Genomic DNA, 17225 nt, shown 5'->3' with positions numbered 1-17225 from the left:
TAAAAAAAAGGTTTTCCGTGTCAGAGCTGACACGGATAGTATAAATTGATTTATTTCTTTGGTGGCCAGTTCTGTTCCATCCAGCCAGGAAGTCTTCCTGAATCTGCCGGACCGATCATAACAGCGGCACCAGTCTCGTCCTCAACATCACCCTGAAGACGTGCTGCAAGTCCCGGAAGTACAACTACATTGTTGTTGAGCTTCTCCTTCATGTCGAAGCCGGCATCATCCAGTCCCTTCTTGATCTTTGCAGCTGTGAGCTGACCGCCTGCTACAGCAGCTTCCACACCAATACCATCGGTGTCGATAGCTGTGAGGTAACAGTCAATACCATTGGATGACAAGTCACTCTCTACAGTGTAGTATGTAAGGGCGAAGTTAGTTGTGACAAGCAGAGGTGAATCTGCTGTTGGTGAACCTACCTCATAGACTCCCGGATCTACTGTGACCGGCTTACGTGGGTCGGTGTAGATGGTGTCACGGATGTGAACCTCTGGTAACTGTGCGTATCCCTCAATACTATGGAGTATCATGATATCGCCGTACTTGACAGTGAATACTGATGCAACCACGGTTTCCCAGTAGGATGCACTGACATCGTCATCGTGTGCCATCCATGCTGTAAGAGGTACTGCCATGATAGGGAATGCAATGTCACGGTCACCATTGATGCCTGCCCTTCTGATCTTCAGGAAGTTCTGGAAGGTTGTTCTCAGTCCCTTGCCTGTTGGGAATGTTCCCGGATCGAGGACAACATCCTCAATACCATTTTCTGAGAATGTCTTGGCCAGTGACTTGAGCATGTCAAGATCGTTTGGTGCGAACACTGTCACAGGAACATTGTATTCCTGTGCAAGAGCTGCAACATCCTGCCAGTTGTCCTTGTTAGCTGCATAAAGAAGTGGTCTCTTTTCTGCTGCCACCTCAAGTCCTGCTTTGAGAACTTCAGGATTGAATGAACAGAGGACCATTGGGAAATCAGTGGTTTCCATTACTTTCTTTACTGCTGCTGCGAACTTTGCAGGATCGTCTGAAATGCTGCGCACTGCGATCATGTCAAGTGTCAGGAAATCTCCTACATAGAATTTCTTGAAGTCCTGTATCTTGTTCACCCTTTCAACAAGGTCCTTCTCATCCATAGTGTCCCAGACATCGTATGCGAATGCAGTCTTGTTGAAGAATGTAAGTTTATGGCGGTGCAATACATCATCGCCACCAATGCTTACTGCCTTTTCACCGACACCGATCACAACTTCCCTGATCTCAGGTGCAAGAAGTGCTTCAAGCTCAGCATATTTCTTCTTGTACTTCTCTTCACTTACAAGAGGAGTACAATCAGTAGCTTTCAATGACCTGTCAATAAGGTGGGATGCAAATGCCATACAGGATGTTTCGCCACACTCACCACAGTTGGTGCCCGGAAGGAATTTATAAGCTTCAAGAGGGCTGTTAATTTTCATTTTTCACACCTCCGCTCCGATCCAGTTGGTAATGTCGATCTCATCTGCCTCAATGGAACCATAGAGTGTCTGTGTGATCTCTTTGAGAACCTGTACAGATGTTGGATGCATCATCATGAACATATCGTTTCCTGCAAGTGAGAGTGTAAGACCTGTAACGATCTCCCAGATAGGACCTCTGTACTCACGTGGACCCCAGTCGGAATCCTGGCTTAGTGGTGATTCCTTCATCCATGACTCACGGGCACCCCATGCATTGGTAGTACCGGAAGACATTGGGAATGTCAGTTCTTCATCACCCATAAGACCTGCAAGCCTTATACGTTCCATGTTAGTGTAAGCATAGTCCAGACCGTAACCAAGAGCTGCGGTTGTCGGGTCCATTACGATGCTGTCCCTTGGGACTCCGCACTGCTTCATGAGCTTCCTGTTAAGTTCCTTCTGTGCGTTGATCTCAAGCTGTGTCCAGGAAAGTACTGCATGACCGTGGTCTGTTGCAGCCTTTGCAACCCTTTCGTAATCAAGGTTGAGACTTGCAGATGCCAGAAGCACACGCTCGCCTTCTGCGACCTCAGCTGCCTTTTCAAGAACCTCAGGATCCTTCTGTGGGTTACCTGAACCACCAATGACGATAGGTACGTCAACTGCCTGAAGGACATCCTCTACGACCTTTGCTGCTTCCCTTGCAGGTGTATCGTTGATCAGAGGATCTGTTGAGATAAGGTGTATTGTTACCATATCTGCGTTGAAGTCACGTACGACCTTCTTTGCCCATTCTGCAGGATCGTTGATAACATCTTCATAGTTGCCTTTGACAGATTTTGCCATTCCGATAGGCATATCGAAGACATCCATTGTGACGTAGTTGCGGTGTGGCATTTCAGCATCGAAGTAATATGGAAGTGCATTCTCTCCACCAAGAGTGACAGTGCTCTTCCTTGAACCACCATCTGCTGATGTAGCACCAAGGGTCACTTCCTGGATAGGAGTTGCCCATTCACTCATCTTAGAAACATCGAACTTTGCAGGAATGAGGTCCTGTATCCTGGACTGTCCGGCTACAGGTGCCTGTGGAAGTCCGCCCATGGATGCAGCGAAAAGCTGGTCTACAGGGTATCCCAGCATCCTTGCGATATTTGCGACATGTAATGAGATCTGTGCAGCTTCATGACCAAGTGCATAGGCCATAGCAGGATTAAGACCTCCGCCTCCACTGATATCAAGCTCAATGTCTCCTTCTATGGTCACTCCTTCAAGTGACTCGACATCAAGATCTTTAAGGATATCAGTAAGACCTGATAATTTCATCTTATTTGACATATGAATTCCACCATTTGATTAAGTGAAGTAATGAAAGTTCTTACAAACCAAGTTTCTCCGCGATCCTTCCAACCTCTTGTACAGCAACAGACTCGTCAGGAAGGTCGAAAAGGGGTAACCCTTTAAGGTCTCTTTCTGCGATCATGCTGTCCATCGGAACAGTTCCGATGAGTTCGAGATCAAGATCTTTTGCAGTTTTCTTGATTTCTTCCTTATTGGCATCTGTGACTTTGTTCGCAACAACATAGATATTCTTTATATTGGTCTCAAGCTCCTCGGTAAGTTCCCTTATGCGCTCGGCGGTCCTCAGACCACGTCTTGAGCCATCGGTAACCACGATGAGATCATCAACATCACGAATGATCTTACGGCTGAAATGCTCAAGTCCTGCTTCCGTATCGAGAATGACAACATCATAGTTCTTTACGACCTTGTCCATGATACCACGAAGCAGGTTATTGACATAACAGTAGCATCCTGAGCCTTCTGGACGACCCATTACGATAAGGTCGTACTTGGGCATCTCCTCAAGGATCTCATAGATCTTTGATTCGAAGATGGATTCCTTGTTAATGTCAGGAGGGAAGTTGTCCCTTTCATCCTGCATGAACTGTTTCATATCACCGACTGTCTTGATAGTCTCGCAACCAAGGGTCTCCGGAAGATTTGTATCCGGGTCTGCGTCGATAGCGAGGACAAGCTTATCAGTTCTTGTAAGATGGCGGATGAGAAGACTGGTTGTTGCAGTCTTCCCTGTTCCACCCTTACCTGTTATTGCAATTACTTTTGTCACAGAAGGCCTCGTTTACTCCTTTTTCTGGATTATCACTTTGTCTATGCTGACCTTTGCATTCTTGAGGATGATCTTGACACCGCCAGTTCCGGATGAAGGTGGCATCATCATTGGCATACCCTGCATTGGCATTGCTGCCTGCATCATAGCCGGTGCTGCAAATGTTGCTGCTTCTTCCTCTACATCTTCTTCTGCCTCAGGTTCTTCCTCTGATTCCCATCTCTCGACTATTGGATGTTCCTTGTCAGTAAGGAAACTTCTCAGTGAATCAAGGTCCGGAGCATCTTCTTCGGTTGCAACCTTATCAGCGATCTCAGCAGGTATGTCAGAAAGTACACGGTCTTTCAGGTGTTTTGGCATCCATACGACACGGTCCCATCCGCCATCAGCCTGAATGAACTTTGGTGATCTGAAATAATTCATACCGACACCAAGGAAACCAGATACCTGCTTTCCACCACCGGTCTGACCTGCCATTGTAGAGAATGGAAGACCATTTGGTGCAGTGCCTGCATAATCCCTGTCTACCCAGCCAATACCATCGACCTCAGGTATGTAGAAACCTACTACCTCGAAGCAACCACATGATGTGTGTGGATATTCAAAGAAAGAGTGAAGTTTGATACGGTCATATTCACCGCTTGAAAGTGACTTTGCGACCTCGTTAACACCGGAGAATTCACCGGATTCAGCATCGATCACATCGCCCTTAGGAATCGCGAACTGCGGACCTTCAGGGTCGACCTTTGCTGCTGCACGACCATCGAACCAGTTGATAGCACCACAAAGTGAGATCCTGTCTGGTGTGATAACACAAACGTTGGATGGAGCAAATGACTGACAGAGACTGCAGCCATAGAATGTGTCTACATCCTCATCGTGCAGGTCACGTGTCCTGTCATCTCTTGACTTGTAGATGGCCTTTACGTTGTCCATCTCTTTCTCGATCTCTGCAAGATCAGTCACATAGACAGCTTCGACCTTCTCTATGAATGGAAGTTCGTTCTTGAAGAGCATCATAACAGCCTGTGCTATTGGCTCAAAGGATGTTAAACCCTTAGCCACAGCATCCTTGCTGACACGTATCCATACATCGTAACGCTGGTTCAGGTGCATTAAACCCTGGATGTAGTTCTGGAAATCGTGGTTCCTACGTTCGACGATAGACTCAAGGTCTTCTTCCACAAGCTCTCCTGCGATCTTGTAGATCATTGCGAACGGATGTCTTGATCCCTCTTCCATTTCTGAAAGATCAGGACCGATAAGTGTGAACTTACCATCCTCTACTTCATCCATAGGTGTAGCTCTTACAAGCTCGTAACCTTTTGATTTCGGTCCTGAGAGTTCGACATGCATGCCGTCCTTTCTAATCCTTTCCCCTTCGAACATAGGGGATATCTCAAAGGGGAATTCCTCTGCCATATTTTGTCCTCCGTAATTGTAACCTAATGTTTGTAATATGATTTATGTGATTTTGTCGGGATTATAGATTCTCGATCAGTTCATCCAGTGCTTCAAGGTGTACCTCAGGACTGATGTTTCCAAAGGACATGGTAGCATTTTGGATGTAATGTCTTTCAATTGAAATGGTCTTAAGGCTGGAAAAGCTCTTGAGACCGGAAAGTACCTGGTTAACATAGTATTTCAAATGTCCCAGCATAATTACGGTATCATACTGACCTTCGCCGTCAAGTCCTTTCCATTCAGGGTCACAAAGATATGTTGCCAGTGCATGGACATTGATATATTTTGCATTGACACCTGAGTCTACCATTCCACTGATGGAGTGGCCGGTAGCAGCTACCGGCAAATCTGCTTTCTTTGCAATCTCGATGGTACGCTTCAACAGCTCTTCGTCCTTAAGGATCTGGGATCCTACAATGAACAGAGGGCGTTTTGCTTTTGAGATCATCTTTCCAGCTACATTTGGCTGTACTGCCTTTGAGGTCTTGCAACCGTATGTGCAGTGTATCTGGGTGTTCTTAATTACGTCGACCATGATTTAAGCCTCCTTGCAAAGTCTCTTAAGGTTAGTCGGCTGTGCTGAAACATCGGATTTCATTGCTGGTCCGGAAAGGATCTTCTTCCTCTTCCAGTCGATCTCCCATCCATGTTCGGCTTCAAGTATCTTCAGCAGCTCTTCACGCTTTGCAAGCGGAAGATCAGTTTCTGTTCTGACGAACTTGTGCCAGTCGTTAGGCATGACACCAAGGTATTTCTGGCTAAGCTCGATGTAATGTGTCAGCTTGATCATCCTTCCCATGTTGTTATCACTTGGGCGGATACAGCTCTTTGCCAGCATTGGCATCATCTCTTCAACGGTCTCAGCAGTGGTAAGCAGATAGTCCGGAGCTGCCGGGATCTTCATCTCACTACCATTTCTTGCATCGTAAACCGTCCACTTCTCTTCCTCATATGGCTTTGCAATGAGTGCTCTGCGATACTTTGAACCGTGAGGACCGAGAATTACAGGGATACCAAGCCTTGAGCATCCTGTTCCAATGGAAGCTGCCTTTTGGGAGTATGCACCCCATGCAACACCAACAGCACCAACACGGTTTAGAGTGTAATCTGCGATCTCTTCGAAGTTACCTGAGATGTTCTTCTGTGCGAAGATAGCTGCGACCTTGATAACCGCTCCTGATATGTGTGAGTTGGAAACACATGAACCTGTGTTCATCAGGCCACCGCTCCTGAACCTTGAAGGATACTGCTCATAAAGTGTCAGGCCATCCTCATTCTTGTACATACCAAGGTCCATTGCGGAACAGCCGGAAACAACAACGATGTAGTTCCTTCTGAGCATCTCTTCGGCTACTGTGTAAAGATCCTTTGTCCCGTCAGGATAGTTGGAACATCCGACCAGTGCAACGATACCTGGTGTTGTACCAAGGACAAGGTTGACACCTTCTTCCCTGATCTCAGGATCACTGATAGGTCCTCTACCGACACGGACCTTTCCTACTTCCTCACTGATGACACGCTGTGAGGATTTCTCGATAACGTCAACGATATCGATGTCTTTAGGACATGCGTATTCGCAGCGGCCACATGCAATACATTTGTCGTGGAGCCACTCGAACTTTGTCAGGTCACCTTCACTAAGGCGGGTAAATGCCTCACTGATAGGAAGACTGTCAGGACATGCAATTTCACAGGCGCCACAGTGGACACAGGAGTCTGCAATTGTCTTAAGATCCTCTTCTGCAGGAAGTGCCTTGATGCCTTTCTGCTCCCTGATCTCGGACATCATCATTGTAAGACGTGGTGCAAGCTCCCCGAGCTTCTCATAATCGAACATGAGTGCACCTTTCTCCTTACCGGTGGTAAGGTCTTCAAGGATGTCTTCGATATCATCATCAGAACGGTCCTTAAGTCCGTACATGACCTTATCATTGGTTGTAATGACAGGGATCATGAGCTTGCTTGCCTCTTCGAGGACATCAGCACGGATACACTGTTCATCCACAACGATAACATCAGGAATTCCGGACCTGATGGTCTTCAGTTCCTTTGCAAGGGTACCAACGATCTTTGCGGTTGGTGGTGTCCCGTCGCCTGCCTTATAACGGGTCATGTCAAGTGCAGTACAGCACAGACCACCGATCTCCATCTTATCGTTGAGATCCTTTTCATCCATGTAATCAATAATATCAGTAATTGCTGCAACGTTATGTCCGATAACGATCAGTGTAGGCTTGGAAGAATCAAGACATCCCATTCCGATATCGGAAAGTGGTGGCTCCTCATCTGCCTTAGGGAAATCGAGACAGGATATCTGTGCGATATCTGAGATCTCCATACCAACATGATCAAGCATACCGCCATGAAGTGCCTTTGATTCGAAATCAATAGCTGCTCCTTCCTGACCCATGTGGACAGCTGCAAGCAGTTGGGTAAGCTGTTCTTCAACATAGCTAAGAACACTGTCGAGATCTCCAAGTGTCTTTGGCTGGACACCAGTTACAAGCTGGACGTTCGGAGCAATAATATTAGTAGCACCGACATCAAGAGGGAAGTCCTTGCCATGCAGGTCGATCAGGTGATGGAGAAGGTGTCTTCCGTGTCCGGAGTGTGCTGCTGCACCTGTGATGACACGAAGCATGAACTCACGTGCATTGTGGCCTGCAAGATCGATACCACATGCTCCTTCTTTGTTACCGCTAAGATCACATGGTCCGAAGGTACAATAACAACACTGGTCACACATTGGAGTGTAGACAGCGTTGTACCTGTCAAGAATATTGTGATCCCAATCTCTTAGTGATGAGACACCGGGCTTAACTGTAGGGCCCATTTCAGCATCAATGCTTTCAGCTTCCTTTTCAATAGCACCTACAATGTTGTTGATGGTGATCTGAACATTTTCAAGGTCGTCGATAGAAAAGCTACCTGTAGTTAGCTCACTCATATGTTTTCTCTCCTCCTGGATTGAACATTTCATAGTTAGAGGGGTATATAGACTATTCCCCGAGGGTGTTACGAATTATGTAAAACGTAATAACTGATATACAGTCTTTTGAATGTGGGTTTAGTATGCACATCTACTATATAAACGTTTCCATAATTTGTCATGATTATACCCGACAATTCTTTTGTGAGTTTACGCCGTTACAAACACCAAAAACAGGAAGAGCATACATCTAATTTTAAAAATACACCATACTGCATAAAATAAAAAAACATGTAGAGATTGTCACCATTAGAAATCATTTTATTTGATAGCAGATATTGACATATTAGATCCGGATAATATTATTTGTGATCGGGAGGATACTTTGGATAATAAATGCTGGATATGTGGGAAACAGGAACCTATGATGTTTACCTGCCGTCATTGTGGTAAGACGTTCTGCTCAGACCACAGACTTCCTGAAAGACATGCTTGTGAGGGACTTGATCGCAATGCAGGATATTCTTCAGGAACTTCCGGAACATCAGGGAACTATAACAGAAGCACTACCGGAGGTCAGGCATACGGAGCGGGACCGGAAATTGATGACGTTATAAAGAATATGATGAAAGATGCAGCCAAAACTGCTGCAAAAGGAGCAGCTACAGGTGCAGTTCAAAGGACAAGGTCATCAATATCAACAAGTCCTTCAATGGCCATTATATTCATCTGTATCATTTCATTCTTCCTTGAGCTGATACCAGGTTATGTGGAACTATTCCAGCTTGTCCCGAGCACTATTTTCCTGAAACCATGGACCTTGATAACACACATGTTCCTACATGCCAGTTTCGGGCACATATTCTTCAACATGCTGGTATTGTTCTTTTTCGGAAGAGAACTGGAAAGACGCATAGGAAAGGACATGTTCCTGTATGTTTACTTCATCTCAGGCATTGTCGCAGCCATTGGATATGCACTTACCAGCAGTGTCAGCTACCCCATGGTTGGAGCCAGCGGTGCCATCATGGGAGTTTTCGCCACACTAACTATATTAGCCCCGGATATGCAGGTATATGTATACTTCATACCAATGAGGATAAAATACGCCCTCATGCTCTTTGTACTGCTTGACTTTGCATTAATAGGAGCTCCTGACATGATCGCCCATACTGCACACCTTAGTGGTGTTCTGGTAGGACTATACATGGGACTTAGGATCAGGAATACCAGAAAACAACGCAGAAGAGCAGAGTATGATCCTCGAAGGTGGTGAATCTGAAAACTGATAAAAGCCACCTTTCAAGATACCGGCCAAAACCAGAAGAAGGGGAAGAGATCCCCATACAATTTATTGAACTGGAAGAAAAGATCGCTGGATGGTCACCTGAGCTTAAAAGGACCATCTACCTTACTGCACCATGCAATTATGATCCTGAAAAGCTTAAACGTGTGCGTGAGGTATTTCTTCTTAAAGTATACAATTGGTTTCTTGATGGAATAAGTGTAATAGAACTATCTCACACAGAACGCATCCAGTTCGAAGATGTAATGAATGATTTTCTCCTCTACGGAGGAGAATTGCGTTATACAAGAAAAAAACAGGGGAAAAAGGCCATCAACCATTTCAGGCTTGAAGACCGACCTGTTGAAGTACGTGCAAAAAGAAGGTTTCTTGGAGAAATATTGTAAACCTCTTTTTATAAAGTCGAATAGTATTTTTAAAAAATTCCCATACATTTTAACGAACAATAAGCTTTATCCATTAAGCTGGCATTAAAGATACATCAAATTTCGACTATCTATTGTTCATGATCTCTTAAGAGGTGCTATTTATGGAAAATGATCCATTCAAGGAAATTCAGAGACAGATCGAAGGACTTAAACGTCAACTGCAGGAAAAAGATGAAATGATCATGGACCTGGATGGTCAGATCACTGAATTGACAGCTTACATTAATATGCTTCATGAAAGGTTCACCGGGCTTTCTCTGGAAATGGGCGAACTATTTGAGTCCAATCCTTCCAAAAAGCGCGGAACATATGCAAGGGATTCAATTGTGTATCATTCCGGATCCGAAGAAACGAAATAATACCTCTACACCCTTTAATTCTTTTTTTAAATTAATACTGATCATTACTACATAGTTAATGCTTTAAGGCAGCCAGTATATAATTTAATCATGACTTCAATGAAGCTGCCGGACCACAAGACCAAGATAGTATGCACCATCGGACCTGCTTCTTCTTCGGAAGAGGTGTTGCGTAAACTTATACTGGCCGGTATGAACGTCGCAAGGATCAATTTCTCCCATGGCAACTTTGAAAGCCATGGTAAGGTCATTCGTACGATCAAAAAGCTATGTCAGGAAATGGATGTCGTTGTATCTATCATGGCAGATCTCCCGGGTCCGAAGATCCGTGTTGGAGAGATTCAAGATGAGCCCATTACCCTGCAGAAAGGCGACAAGATTAAACTGACAACGGACAAGATCGTAGGCTCAGGTAATCTTATTCCTGTAGATTTCGATAAGCTTCCATATTGTATTGCAAAACCCTCTGATGTTTATTTTAATGATGGTTTTATCCAGATGCGATGCAATGGCGTTTGCAACAATGAAGCCGAATGTGAGGTTGTAGTGGGAGGTCTGCTTTCCTCCCATAAAGGTGTCAACATTCCCGGAACCAACCTTTTACTTGATCCTGTCACAAAACGGGACCTCGAGATCGTGGATTTTGCATTGAGCGAAGGTGTCAATTGTTTCAGTGTATCGTTCATAGAGCTTGGTTCCGATATCGAGAAAGTGCGATATCATGCTGAGAAACAGGGACATTCTGTTTTCCTTGTAGGGAAGATAGAGAGAGAGCAGGCACTGAAGAACATAGATGGAATACTTGATATGGTCGATGGCCTGATGGTTGCACGTGGTGATCTTGGTGTGGAAATACCAATAGAAGAGGTCCCAATAGCCCAGAAGCAGCTGATTCATAAAGCCAATCTTCGCGGTATACCGGTAATAACTGCAACTCATATGCTTGAGTCTATGACCGAAAATATAAGGCCAACACGTGCCGAAGCGACCGATGTGGCAAATGCTATCCTTGACGGAACCGATGCTGTAATGTTATCCGGTGAAACTGCGGTTGGAAAATATCCGGTAGAGACCGTTAGTACCATGATCAATATTGCAAAGAGAACCGAAGAATGGCGTGCAAGGACAGGGTTTGGTTTAGATCTTATCAGAAAAGGGATAGATGAGACCACAATGATCATCAGTGATGTTATTTCACTTCAGGTATACGAAGCTATCAAACGGCTTCCCATAGAGTACGTGGTAGTACCTACGTATTCAGGTGGCACTCCAAGGCGTATTTCAAGATTCAAGCCAGATGAATGGATCATTGCCATGAGCCATCTGGACCTGACATGTGAGCAGCTGGCATATTCCTATGGTGTATATCCCATCAAAGTGATGGATGGGTTTGAAGGCCTTGAAGATAAGGTAAACAATACCATGATATCAAAGGGCATAGGCAAATCCAAAGACATGATCGTCCTGACCCAGGGTCATGAAGGCGGTACAAACCTTCTGAAGATCATACAATTGACTTAATTACTTACTACTTAGCTGGCTGCTCGGTTGGCCAACTTATCCGCTTACTTATTTACTTGCTGACCAACTGGATGGCTACTAACTAAATTGAAAGTTTAATTTTAAAGTAGCCTCCTATTAAGCCATCAATTATTCAAATTCAAAGTATGCTCTGCAAAAGCAGTAGAGAGATGTCCTGCATATCCATCTCTTTATTTTTTTCCTGACACACGTTTTCCAGATGATGGTAACAGAACGGACAGTAGGAAATAGTTCCATCAGGAGTGTCCTTGAAATGTTCGATGGTAAGCATTGCAGTCTTCGATGAAATTTCCGGGAAATTTGGTTTCACTCCGGCAGGACCACCACAACATGCCTTTTTTCTGTCGAACATCTCCCTGACCTCAACTCCCATTTCAGAGAGGATCTTTCTTGGGATGTCTGACATATCCATAATTGCACAGGCATCCCTTATGGATACAGTCTTGTTCAGCTTCTTTGGAATGAGTTTTCTTTCATCAATGAGCTGCTCGAAAAGTGAAAGTGAATATATGACCTCAAATTCAGGTTCACGGAAGAGCTTCGGATATTCTTCCTTAAGAACAAGATAACATCCCGGACATGAAGCAATGACCTTTTTTATCCCGAGGGATTCAAGATATTCAACATACTCTTTTGCATATTCCTTAGCTTCTTCAAGATGACCGTTGTCTATCAGGAAAAGACCACAGCATTTCTCTTCCGGAATAGCCTTTGGAGTTATACCTCCTGCATTGAGTATCTTAATGGTGGAGCTGGCGATATCCTGATGTGCAAATGCTATCCAGCAACCTGCCATGTAAGCCACATCAGAGCTATCATCAAGCTCAAGTTCGTCTGTGACCCACGAGTTTCGAATTGAAGCATCCTTCCTTCCCGGACTTCCTGCTTCGAGAATATTCCTGCTTATCTGTGTGGTTCTGGCAGGTTCTTTTCCCTGTTGTGCCAGTATTTCCCTTTCTCTCTGGATTATATCTGTGATCGGAATGTTCACGGGGCATACATCATCGCAAGCACCGCAGCGGGTTGAAAGATAAATATCATTAATTTCTTCCTGCTCTAGTTCATCTCCATCGAGCAGCTTCTGTAGCAACATTATCTTCGATCTTGGCGTGTACTTGTTGTCCGTCACTTTTGAAATATGACAGACATCATAGCATTTTCCACAATCGATACAATAATCCACAGCAAGCAGGTCTTCATCCATCTTATTGCTCCTTTGATCTTCCGATGGCATCATATATCTCCTGATACATCAAACCTTGTATGGAATCACTGCTCATCTTTATATTTATTATTATTTTCATCAGTATCCTCACTATAAGATTTCACGTCACCCCCTTCCTTACCCTGATAGCAGCTGCATTCATATTTGGAATACTCAATGGAATGACCGAATGGCTGGTACAGTATGTTACCGGTGGTGCCGGTCGAATCTTTTCTCTTCTGGGAATCCCCATATATTGTGGAGCAGTGATAGCCCAGATCCTGAGACACGGACACTTTATTGAAAGGATCGTGGATGATGTGAAACGAGCCATCAAAGCACCTGATATGGCTGCAGGAGTTGTAGGCTACCTTCTTTCCATTCCACTCATGTGCTGTCTTACTGCATATGTAGTGATGCTTCCCCTTATTGAACAGATGGAGAAGGAACATTCCTCAAATGGAAGGCTTTTCTACATGGCAGCCTTTGGAAGTGTTCTCTCATTCGTGCTCATTTTGCCATTGCCGGTTGTTTATAGCATGACCACGACTTTCAGTGTCCCGGCATCAGAGAGTTTCAGCATCAATCTCATAACAGTTCCTCTTTCCATATTCCTGCTAGGCATCGGTTACGTTGTCTCGAAAAGACTAAGCAGAGGCCAGCAACACCCGGTTCCGGAACTTGAAGGACTCGTGGAACCTGTGATGATTTCCCTGCCCAGATGGAAGGTCTGGCTACCAATTGCACTGCCAGTCCTTCTGATAACGATAGGCTATTTGTTCTCCCCCCTGTCAGCCATCAGTGACGTAAACATCGCTCTTGTGATCTCAGTATTCGCCTCACTTCTGCTAGTAAGCGAAGGGCCACGCAGGCTCGCACTTGAGAAAGGGACCAAGAACGCAGGAATCATACTCTTCGACCTTTGTGGCGCAGGGGCCCTTGGGTTTGTAATATCTGCAAGCAGCTTCCCGGATGAGGTCTTTACATTGATATCCGCCATCCTTCCAGTAGTTGTGATCCCTTTTGCACTTGCAGTCCTCATTCAGACGGCACAGGGCTCCCGTGTGGTCACAGCAGTCATCACAGCAACAATCCTCGCCGGTACAGATATTGTTGCTTCAATTCCAACGATCCCCCTCATACTGATGATCTCAGCCGGCACACTGGTCGTTTCATATGTCAGTGACCCTTATTTCTGGCTGATACAACGCTCCACAGGAGATTCTATACCCACTGTCGTTCGCAGGTTCACGCTTCCTCTTGCAGGTGCCGGGATTCTGATCTTCTGTTGTTCCATGGTGATTTTCCTGCTTGGCTGAAGCCTTGATCAAGAAACGGAAAGGAAAAGCAGGATAATTCTAAAGTCCCATCAGACCATACTATAATGTATGCTTTCGGACAGGATAGTAGTTACCAAAGGTGATATTGTAGAACTGGATGTTGATGCCATCGTAAATGCTGCCAACAATTCCCTTCTGGGAGGTGGCGGGGTTGATGGTGCTATCCATTATGCAGCGGGACCTGAGCTTCTTGAGGAATGCAGGAGTCTGAAGGGCTGTCCAACGGGAGAGGCAAAGATCACTTCAGGGTATCGTCTTCCTGCAAAGTGGGTGATACACACTGTAGGTCCGATATGGAGAGGTGGAACTTCCGGGGAAGATGAGATGCTGGCCCGATGCTATCGCAACAGTCTGAAAGTAGCGGTAAGGAATGGTGTGAGAACGATCGCCTTTCCTTCAATAAGCACAGGTGCTTACGGATTCCCTGTGGAAAGGGCTGCGGGGATAGCGGTAAGTGAGATCGCTGATTTCCTTGGGAAGGGCAATTCTATCGAGAAGGTTCTGATAGTTTGTTTTAATGATAGGGCATTTGATAGCTATTCCCGTGCTCTTGAGAAAAGAGTAGCCGAAGGAGGAAATGATTGAAGTACTTTTTCAGGATTAGGTTTTATTATAGTAGCAAATGGATGTAATAATCTAAATCCATAGCCTGTATCGCCACTATTCATCAATTGTATGTAAGTTTATTTTCAAACATCACGAATATACCCACCAAGACTGACAAATAATCCGGCTAGAATTATCAGGCATTCAATGCCATTCAAGTTGGTTGAAGTATCAATGATCATGAATCCACCCAACAACACAATTTGTAGTCCTAAAATCATTGCTTTTATTGGTCATCTAGTCATTTAAACCTCTTTCATTTTTTACTTATGTAATTTTCATTGTTATCCTGATTCCGAACCAGATAGTAATACAAGACCGCACCAATGAAATTCAGGAAGATGATTGCAAGAGACCAGATCAACTTATCATATCTTTCCCCTTGTGGGAAGTCTTCCAAAGGTCTCTGGAGGCAGTCGATCAGCATTTTGAACAGGAAAACAAAAGCTGATCCAATAATTATAAATGGTGTGCTTATGCCTAATATTCTTATGAAAGAGTGAATTGTTCTGCCAGTATCAGTTTGTGGAATTATATCCCCATACCCTACAGTTGTAAATGTTGTAATAGCCCAGTAGATGCTTTTTGGTATACTGCTAAATCCACGAGTTGCCCCTTCGACAAAGTACATCAGGACACCTGAGATTACTGTAAGGGACAACATCAAAAATATAAATTGAATTAATTTTGAGCAATTTCTTGGTTGAAATCTTTTAAAAAAATGATTATGCATTTGATCAAATTCCACGATTTATTTTTACATAGTTCCTTCGTCCGTACGCATTGCTATAATTCCACCGGCAGTGAGCAGTATTCCCGGCATGATCCACAATGCAAAGAGAAGGAAGAAACCAAATATACCTGATGCCAGCATTAATTTAGCACCTTTCTTCTTGTCCGTTCTAGCAACAACCGAGCCTGCAATTCCAATCATGCTTAATGCCAGTGCTATGAGACCTAAACCCAGGACTATAAAGTTTGCAATTCCAAAAACCTGACTGGGAGCATAGTCTATGATCCTGCTTCCAAATCCGAAATTGTACGCTGCAACCAAAAATGTAATTGCAGAAGCACCAACTCCGAAGATTCCTCCACTTGCCCCCAATATTATTGCAGTTTCCTTGCTCATGATATTTCTCCAATGATATCCTGCTTCCGAACCAGATAATAATACAAGATCGCACCTATGAAATTCAGAAAAATTAAGGCAGCCGACCAGATAAATTTGTCATACTCTCCTTTGCCGGGGAAACTATCTGTCCCTCTTCGCAGACAGTCAGCCAACATGAGCATCCAGAAAACAAGAGCTATTAGGATTATTCCCCATAGCAGTTGGCCTATGTGATATGCAAAAACAATCATCGCAAAGAATACAATAAGTCCGGCAACCATCCATTCTGAATCACTTTTGCTCATTTGCATGCCTTCCTTCTGATTATATTCAATTTTATCATTTATTCATTTTAAAAGTCTTTACTTTATAGCATAGCAGTTCATTATAATAATTTTATGCCCATTTCATCAAATTATTAAGTTCAATATAATTTTTAATTATCAAAGACATACATAAATAATTGGATGAGATTAAATTAATGATAATTTTACTGATTTGTTTTGTATAATAGTAAAATAAATTAATAATGTATTTATAGTAAACATACATATGTTGACATATGTTCCTTCCAACAGGAGATAGACAGTTCGAGTTCTGGAAACTACGAAGGAGTGGATCCCGCAACATCAATATCGCACACTCGTTCAACATCTCCAGACAAGCAGTATCCCGGGCACTTATTGGAATGGACAAACGTGTTGAAAATTTATTGCTTGAGATGGCAAGGTCAAACCAGATCCATGTGGAACGTATGAACGTTGAACGGGGCATATTGTTCGGCCAGTCAATTCCTCTGAATGTTGATGCCTTGATTTTTATTTCTGAAAAAAATGGCGTTCAGGTGTGGTATGAGCACGAAGGAGATTGCAATGAATGCAGCAGGTACAAGGAGTGCATGGAATTGCTCTGGGATTTTGCAGATGAGATGAAGATCAAGCTCGAACAGACGGACGATCCTACAAGATTGGCGGAGGAAATGTTTGAGAAATTGAGGGAGTTAGTATGACAATAAATGTGACAGGAACTATACGTAAAGTCATGGGATGGTGTCCCAATGCAACTGCGGGGGGATTTAAGTCATCTCAGCAGATTGATTTTTCAAACACTTCACTGAAACCTTCAGGAATAAGAGGGGGCCAAGAACAAATGAAACCAGAAAAAGAAATAAGAACAGTTATCCTTTCATTAGTTGCACTTTCTATTTTAATAATATGGCAATTAACTTCCTATTTAGGAAGTGATATGAGTTCATTGCAGGCGAATCGGTTCACTATAGGCACATCTGGTCTTGCAATAATCTGGATATTCACTATGTTGAAATTCAAGAAACTTTATAGAGAAAAAGCCGATCGTGAATGAA

18 protein-coding genes are annotated in these 17225 nt (G+C 44.0%); 8 read left to right on the top strand and 10 right to left on the bottom strand.

The features are described 5' to 3' along the window. Window positions 1-50: 50 nt before the first annotated feature. From acsC to cdhA, 6 genes are all read right to left on the bottom strand, one after another. Window positions 51-1460, bottom strand: a complete 1410-nt coding sequence (acsC, locus tag J7W08_RS03330; protein ID WP_233085231.1) for an acetyl-CoA decarbonylase/synthase complex subunit gamma — start codon at window positions 1458-1460, stop codon at window positions 51-53. Between the two features lie 3 nt (window positions 1461-1463). Then, window positions 1464-2780, bottom strand: a complete 1317-nt coding sequence (gene cdhD, locus J7W08_RS03325; protein ID WP_233085230.1) for a CO dehydrogenase/acetyl-CoA synthase subunit delta — start codon at window positions 2778-2780, stop codon at window positions 1464-1466. 40 nt (window positions 2781-2820) lie between these two features. Continuing rightward, window positions 2821-3573: an ATP-binding protein gene (locus J7W08_RS03320; RefSeq protein ID WP_233085229.1), complete on the bottom strand. Its 753-nt coding sequence runs from the start codon at window positions 3571-3573 to the stop codon at window positions 2821-2823. A gap of 12 nt (window positions 3574-3585) precedes the next feature. Next, the gene (gene cdhC / locus J7W08_RS03315; RefSeq protein WP_233085228.1) at window positions 3586-4995 is read right to left on the bottom strand and encodes a CO dehydrogenase/CO-methylating acetyl-CoA synthase complex subunit beta; all 1410 of its coding nucleotides are present in this window, start codon (window positions 4993-4995) and stop codon (window positions 3586-3588) included. Between the two features lie 61 nt (window positions 4996-5056). Further along, the gene (gene cdhB / locus J7W08_RS03310) at window positions 5057-5572 is read right to left on the bottom strand and encodes a CO dehydrogenase/acetyl-CoA synthase complex subunit epsilon (RefSeq protein WP_233085227.1); all 516 of its coding nucleotides are present in this window, start codon (window positions 5570-5572) and stop codon (window positions 5057-5059) included. 3 nt (window positions 5573-5575) lie between these two features. After that, entirely contained in the window at window positions 5576-7984 is a 2409-nt protein-coding gene (gene cdhA, locus J7W08_RS03305) for a CO dehydrogenase/acetyl-CoA synthase complex subunit alpha (RefSeq protein ID WP_233085226.1), read from the bottom strand. 367 nt (window positions 7985-8351) lie between these two features. Between cdhA and J7W08_RS03300 the strand changes: the two genes are divergently transcribed. From J7W08_RS03300 to pyk, 4 genes are all read left to right on the top strand, one after another. Further along, window positions 8352-9242, top strand: a complete 891-nt coding sequence (locus J7W08_RS03300) for a rhomboid family intramembrane serine protease (RefSeq protein WP_233085225.1) — start codon at window positions 8352-8354, stop codon at window positions 9240-9242. Continuing rightward, window positions 9239-9658 carry a hypothetical protein gene (locus J7W08_RS03295; RefSeq protein WP_233085224.1) on the top strand — a complete coding sequence of 140 codons (420 nt, stop codon included), beginning with the start codon at window positions 9239-9241 and terminating at the stop codon, window positions 9656-9658. The genes J7W08_RS03300 and J7W08_RS03295 overlap by 4 nt, the downstream gene beginning before the upstream one ends. Before the next feature lie 143 nt (window positions 9659-9801). After that, complete coding sequence (locus J7W08_RS03290) at window positions 9802-10059, top strand: hypothetical protein (protein ID WP_233085223.1); 258 nt, start codon at window positions 9802-9804, stop codon at window positions 10057-10059. A 99-nt stretch (window positions 10060-10158) separates the two neighbouring features. Next, on the top strand, window positions 10159-11580 hold the full coding sequence (gene pyk, locus J7W08_RS03285; protein WP_233085723.1) for a pyruvate kinase: 1422 nt from the start codon (window positions 10159-10161) through the stop codon (window positions 11578-11580). A 139-nt stretch (window positions 11581-11719) separates the two neighbouring features. On the opposite strand, the gene J7W08_RS03280 is transcribed toward pyk, so the two are convergent. Further along, a complete protein-coding gene (locus J7W08_RS03280; RefSeq protein ID WP_233085222.1) occupies window positions 11720-12805 on the bottom strand; it encodes a (Fe-S)-binding protein in 1086 nt (361 codons plus the stop codon). A 59-nt stretch (window positions 12806-12864) separates the two neighbouring features. Between J7W08_RS03280 and J7W08_RS03275 the strand changes: the two genes are divergently transcribed. Continuing rightward, window positions 12865-14124, top strand: coding sequence for a GntP family permease (locus J7W08_RS03275; RefSeq protein ID WP_233085221.1), 1260 nt, complete (start codon window positions 12865-12867; stop codon window positions 14122-14124). A 69-nt stretch (window positions 14125-14193) separates the two neighbouring features. Further along, window positions 14194-14730 carry an O-acetyl-ADP-ribose deacetylase gene (locus J7W08_RS03270; RefSeq protein ID WP_233085220.1) on the top strand — a complete coding sequence of 179 codons (537 nt, stop codon included), beginning with the start codon at window positions 14194-14196 and terminating at the stop codon, window positions 14728-14730. Window positions 14731-15007: 277 nt separating this feature from the next. Here the strand turns inward: J7W08_RS03270 and J7W08_RS03265 are convergent, their stop codons facing one another. From J7W08_RS03265 to J7W08_RS03255, 3 genes are read right to left on the bottom strand one after another with little or no spacing between them, the layout of a single operon-like run. Further along, window positions 15008-15484, bottom strand: coding sequence for a potassium channel family protein (locus tag J7W08_RS03265; RefSeq protein WP_259370127.1), 477 nt, complete (start codon window positions 15482-15484; stop codon window positions 15008-15010). Window positions 15485-15508: 24 nt separating this feature from the next. Continuing rightward, window positions 15509-15880, bottom strand: a complete 372-nt coding sequence (locus J7W08_RS03260) for a DUF4064 domain-containing protein (RefSeq protein WP_233085218.1) — start codon at window positions 15878-15880, stop codon at window positions 15509-15511. Beyond that, a complete protein-coding gene (locus J7W08_RS03255; protein ID WP_233085217.1) occupies window positions 15877-16167 on the bottom strand; it encodes a PLDc N-terminal domain-containing protein in 291 nt (96 codons plus the stop codon). The genes J7W08_RS03260 and J7W08_RS03255 overlap by 4 nt, the downstream gene beginning before the upstream one ends. A 257-nt stretch (window positions 16168-16424) precedes the next feature. Here J7W08_RS03255 and J7W08_RS03250 point away from each other — a divergent pair, with 257 nt between their 5' ends. Next, the gene (locus J7W08_RS03250; protein ID WP_233085216.1) at window positions 16425-16871 is read left to right on the top strand and encodes a hypothetical protein; all 447 of its coding nucleotides are present in this window, start codon (window positions 16425-16427) and stop codon (window positions 16869-16871) included. Further along, window positions 16868-17224, top strand: coding sequence for a DUF1673 domain-containing protein (locus J7W08_RS03245; protein WP_233085215.1), 357 nt, complete (start codon window positions 16868-16870; stop codon window positions 17222-17224). The genes J7W08_RS03250 and J7W08_RS03245 overlap by 4 nt, the downstream gene beginning before the upstream one ends. Window position 17225: the final 1 nt, after the last annotated feature.

The organism is Methanococcoides orientis, assembly GCF_021184045.1.
GTDB lineage: Archaea > Halobacteriota > Methanosarcinia > Methanosarcinales > Methanosarcinaceae > Methanococcoides > Methanococcoides orientis.
Note: the sequence above shows the minus strand (reverse complement) of the source record. Positions and strands in the feature narration are given on the sequence as shown.

Coding starts and splice junctions, on each gene's coding strand:
- cdhB (WP_233085227.1), bottom strand. CDS start 5,572: ATGGTCGACGTAATTAAGAACACCCAGATACACTGCACATACGGTTGC.
- J7W08_RS03265 (WP_259370127.1), bottom strand. CDS start 15,484: ATGCATAATCATTTTTTTAAAAGATTTCAACCAAGAAATTGCTCAAAA.
- J7W08_RS03280 (WP_233085222.1), bottom strand. CDS start 12,805: ATGGATGAAGACCTGCTTGCTGTGGATTATTGTATCGATTGTGGAAAA.
- acsC (WP_233085231.1), bottom strand. CDS start 1,460: ATGAAAATTAACAGCCCTCTTGAAGCTTATAAATTCCTTCCGGGCACC.
- J7W08_RS03275 (WP_233085221.1), top strand. CDS start 12,865: ATGGAATCACTGCTCATCTTTATATTTATTATTATTTTCATCAGTATC.
- cdhA (WP_233085226.1), bottom strand. CDS start 7,984: ATGAGTGAGCTAACTACAGGTAGCTTTTCTATCGACGACCTTGAAAAT.
- pyk (WP_233085723.1), top strand. CDS start 10,159: ATGAAGCTGCCGGACCACAAGACCAAGATAGTATGCACCATCGGACCT.
- J7W08_RS03270 (WP_233085220.1), top strand. CDS start 14,194: ATGCTTTCGGACAGGATAGTAGTTACCAAAGGTGATATTGTAGAACTG.
- J7W08_RS03250 (WP_233085216.1), top strand. CDS start 16,425: ATGTTCCTTCCAACAGGAGATAGACAGTTCGAGTTCTGGAAACTACGA.
- J7W08_RS03255 (WP_233085217.1), bottom strand. CDS start 16,167: ATGAGCAAAAGTGATTCAGAATGGATGGTTGCCGGACTTATTGTATTC.
- J7W08_RS03260 (WP_233085218.1), bottom strand. CDS start 15,880: ATGAGCAAGGAAACTGCAATAATATTGGGGGCAAGTGGAGGAATCTTC.
- cdhD (WP_233085230.1), bottom strand. CDS start 2,780: ATGTCAAATAAGATGAAATTATCAGGTCTTACTGATATCCTTAAAGAT.
- cdhC (WP_233085228.1), bottom strand. CDS start 4,995: ATGGCAGAGGAATTCCCCTTTGAGATATCCCCTATGTTCGAAGGGGAA.
- J7W08_RS03290 (WP_233085223.1), top strand. CDS start 9,802: ATGGAAAATGATCCATTCAAGGAAATTCAGAGACAGATCGAAGGACTT.
- J7W08_RS03245 (WP_233085215.1), top strand. CDS start 16,868: ATGACAATAAATGTGACAGGAACTATACGTAAAGTCATGGGATGGTGT.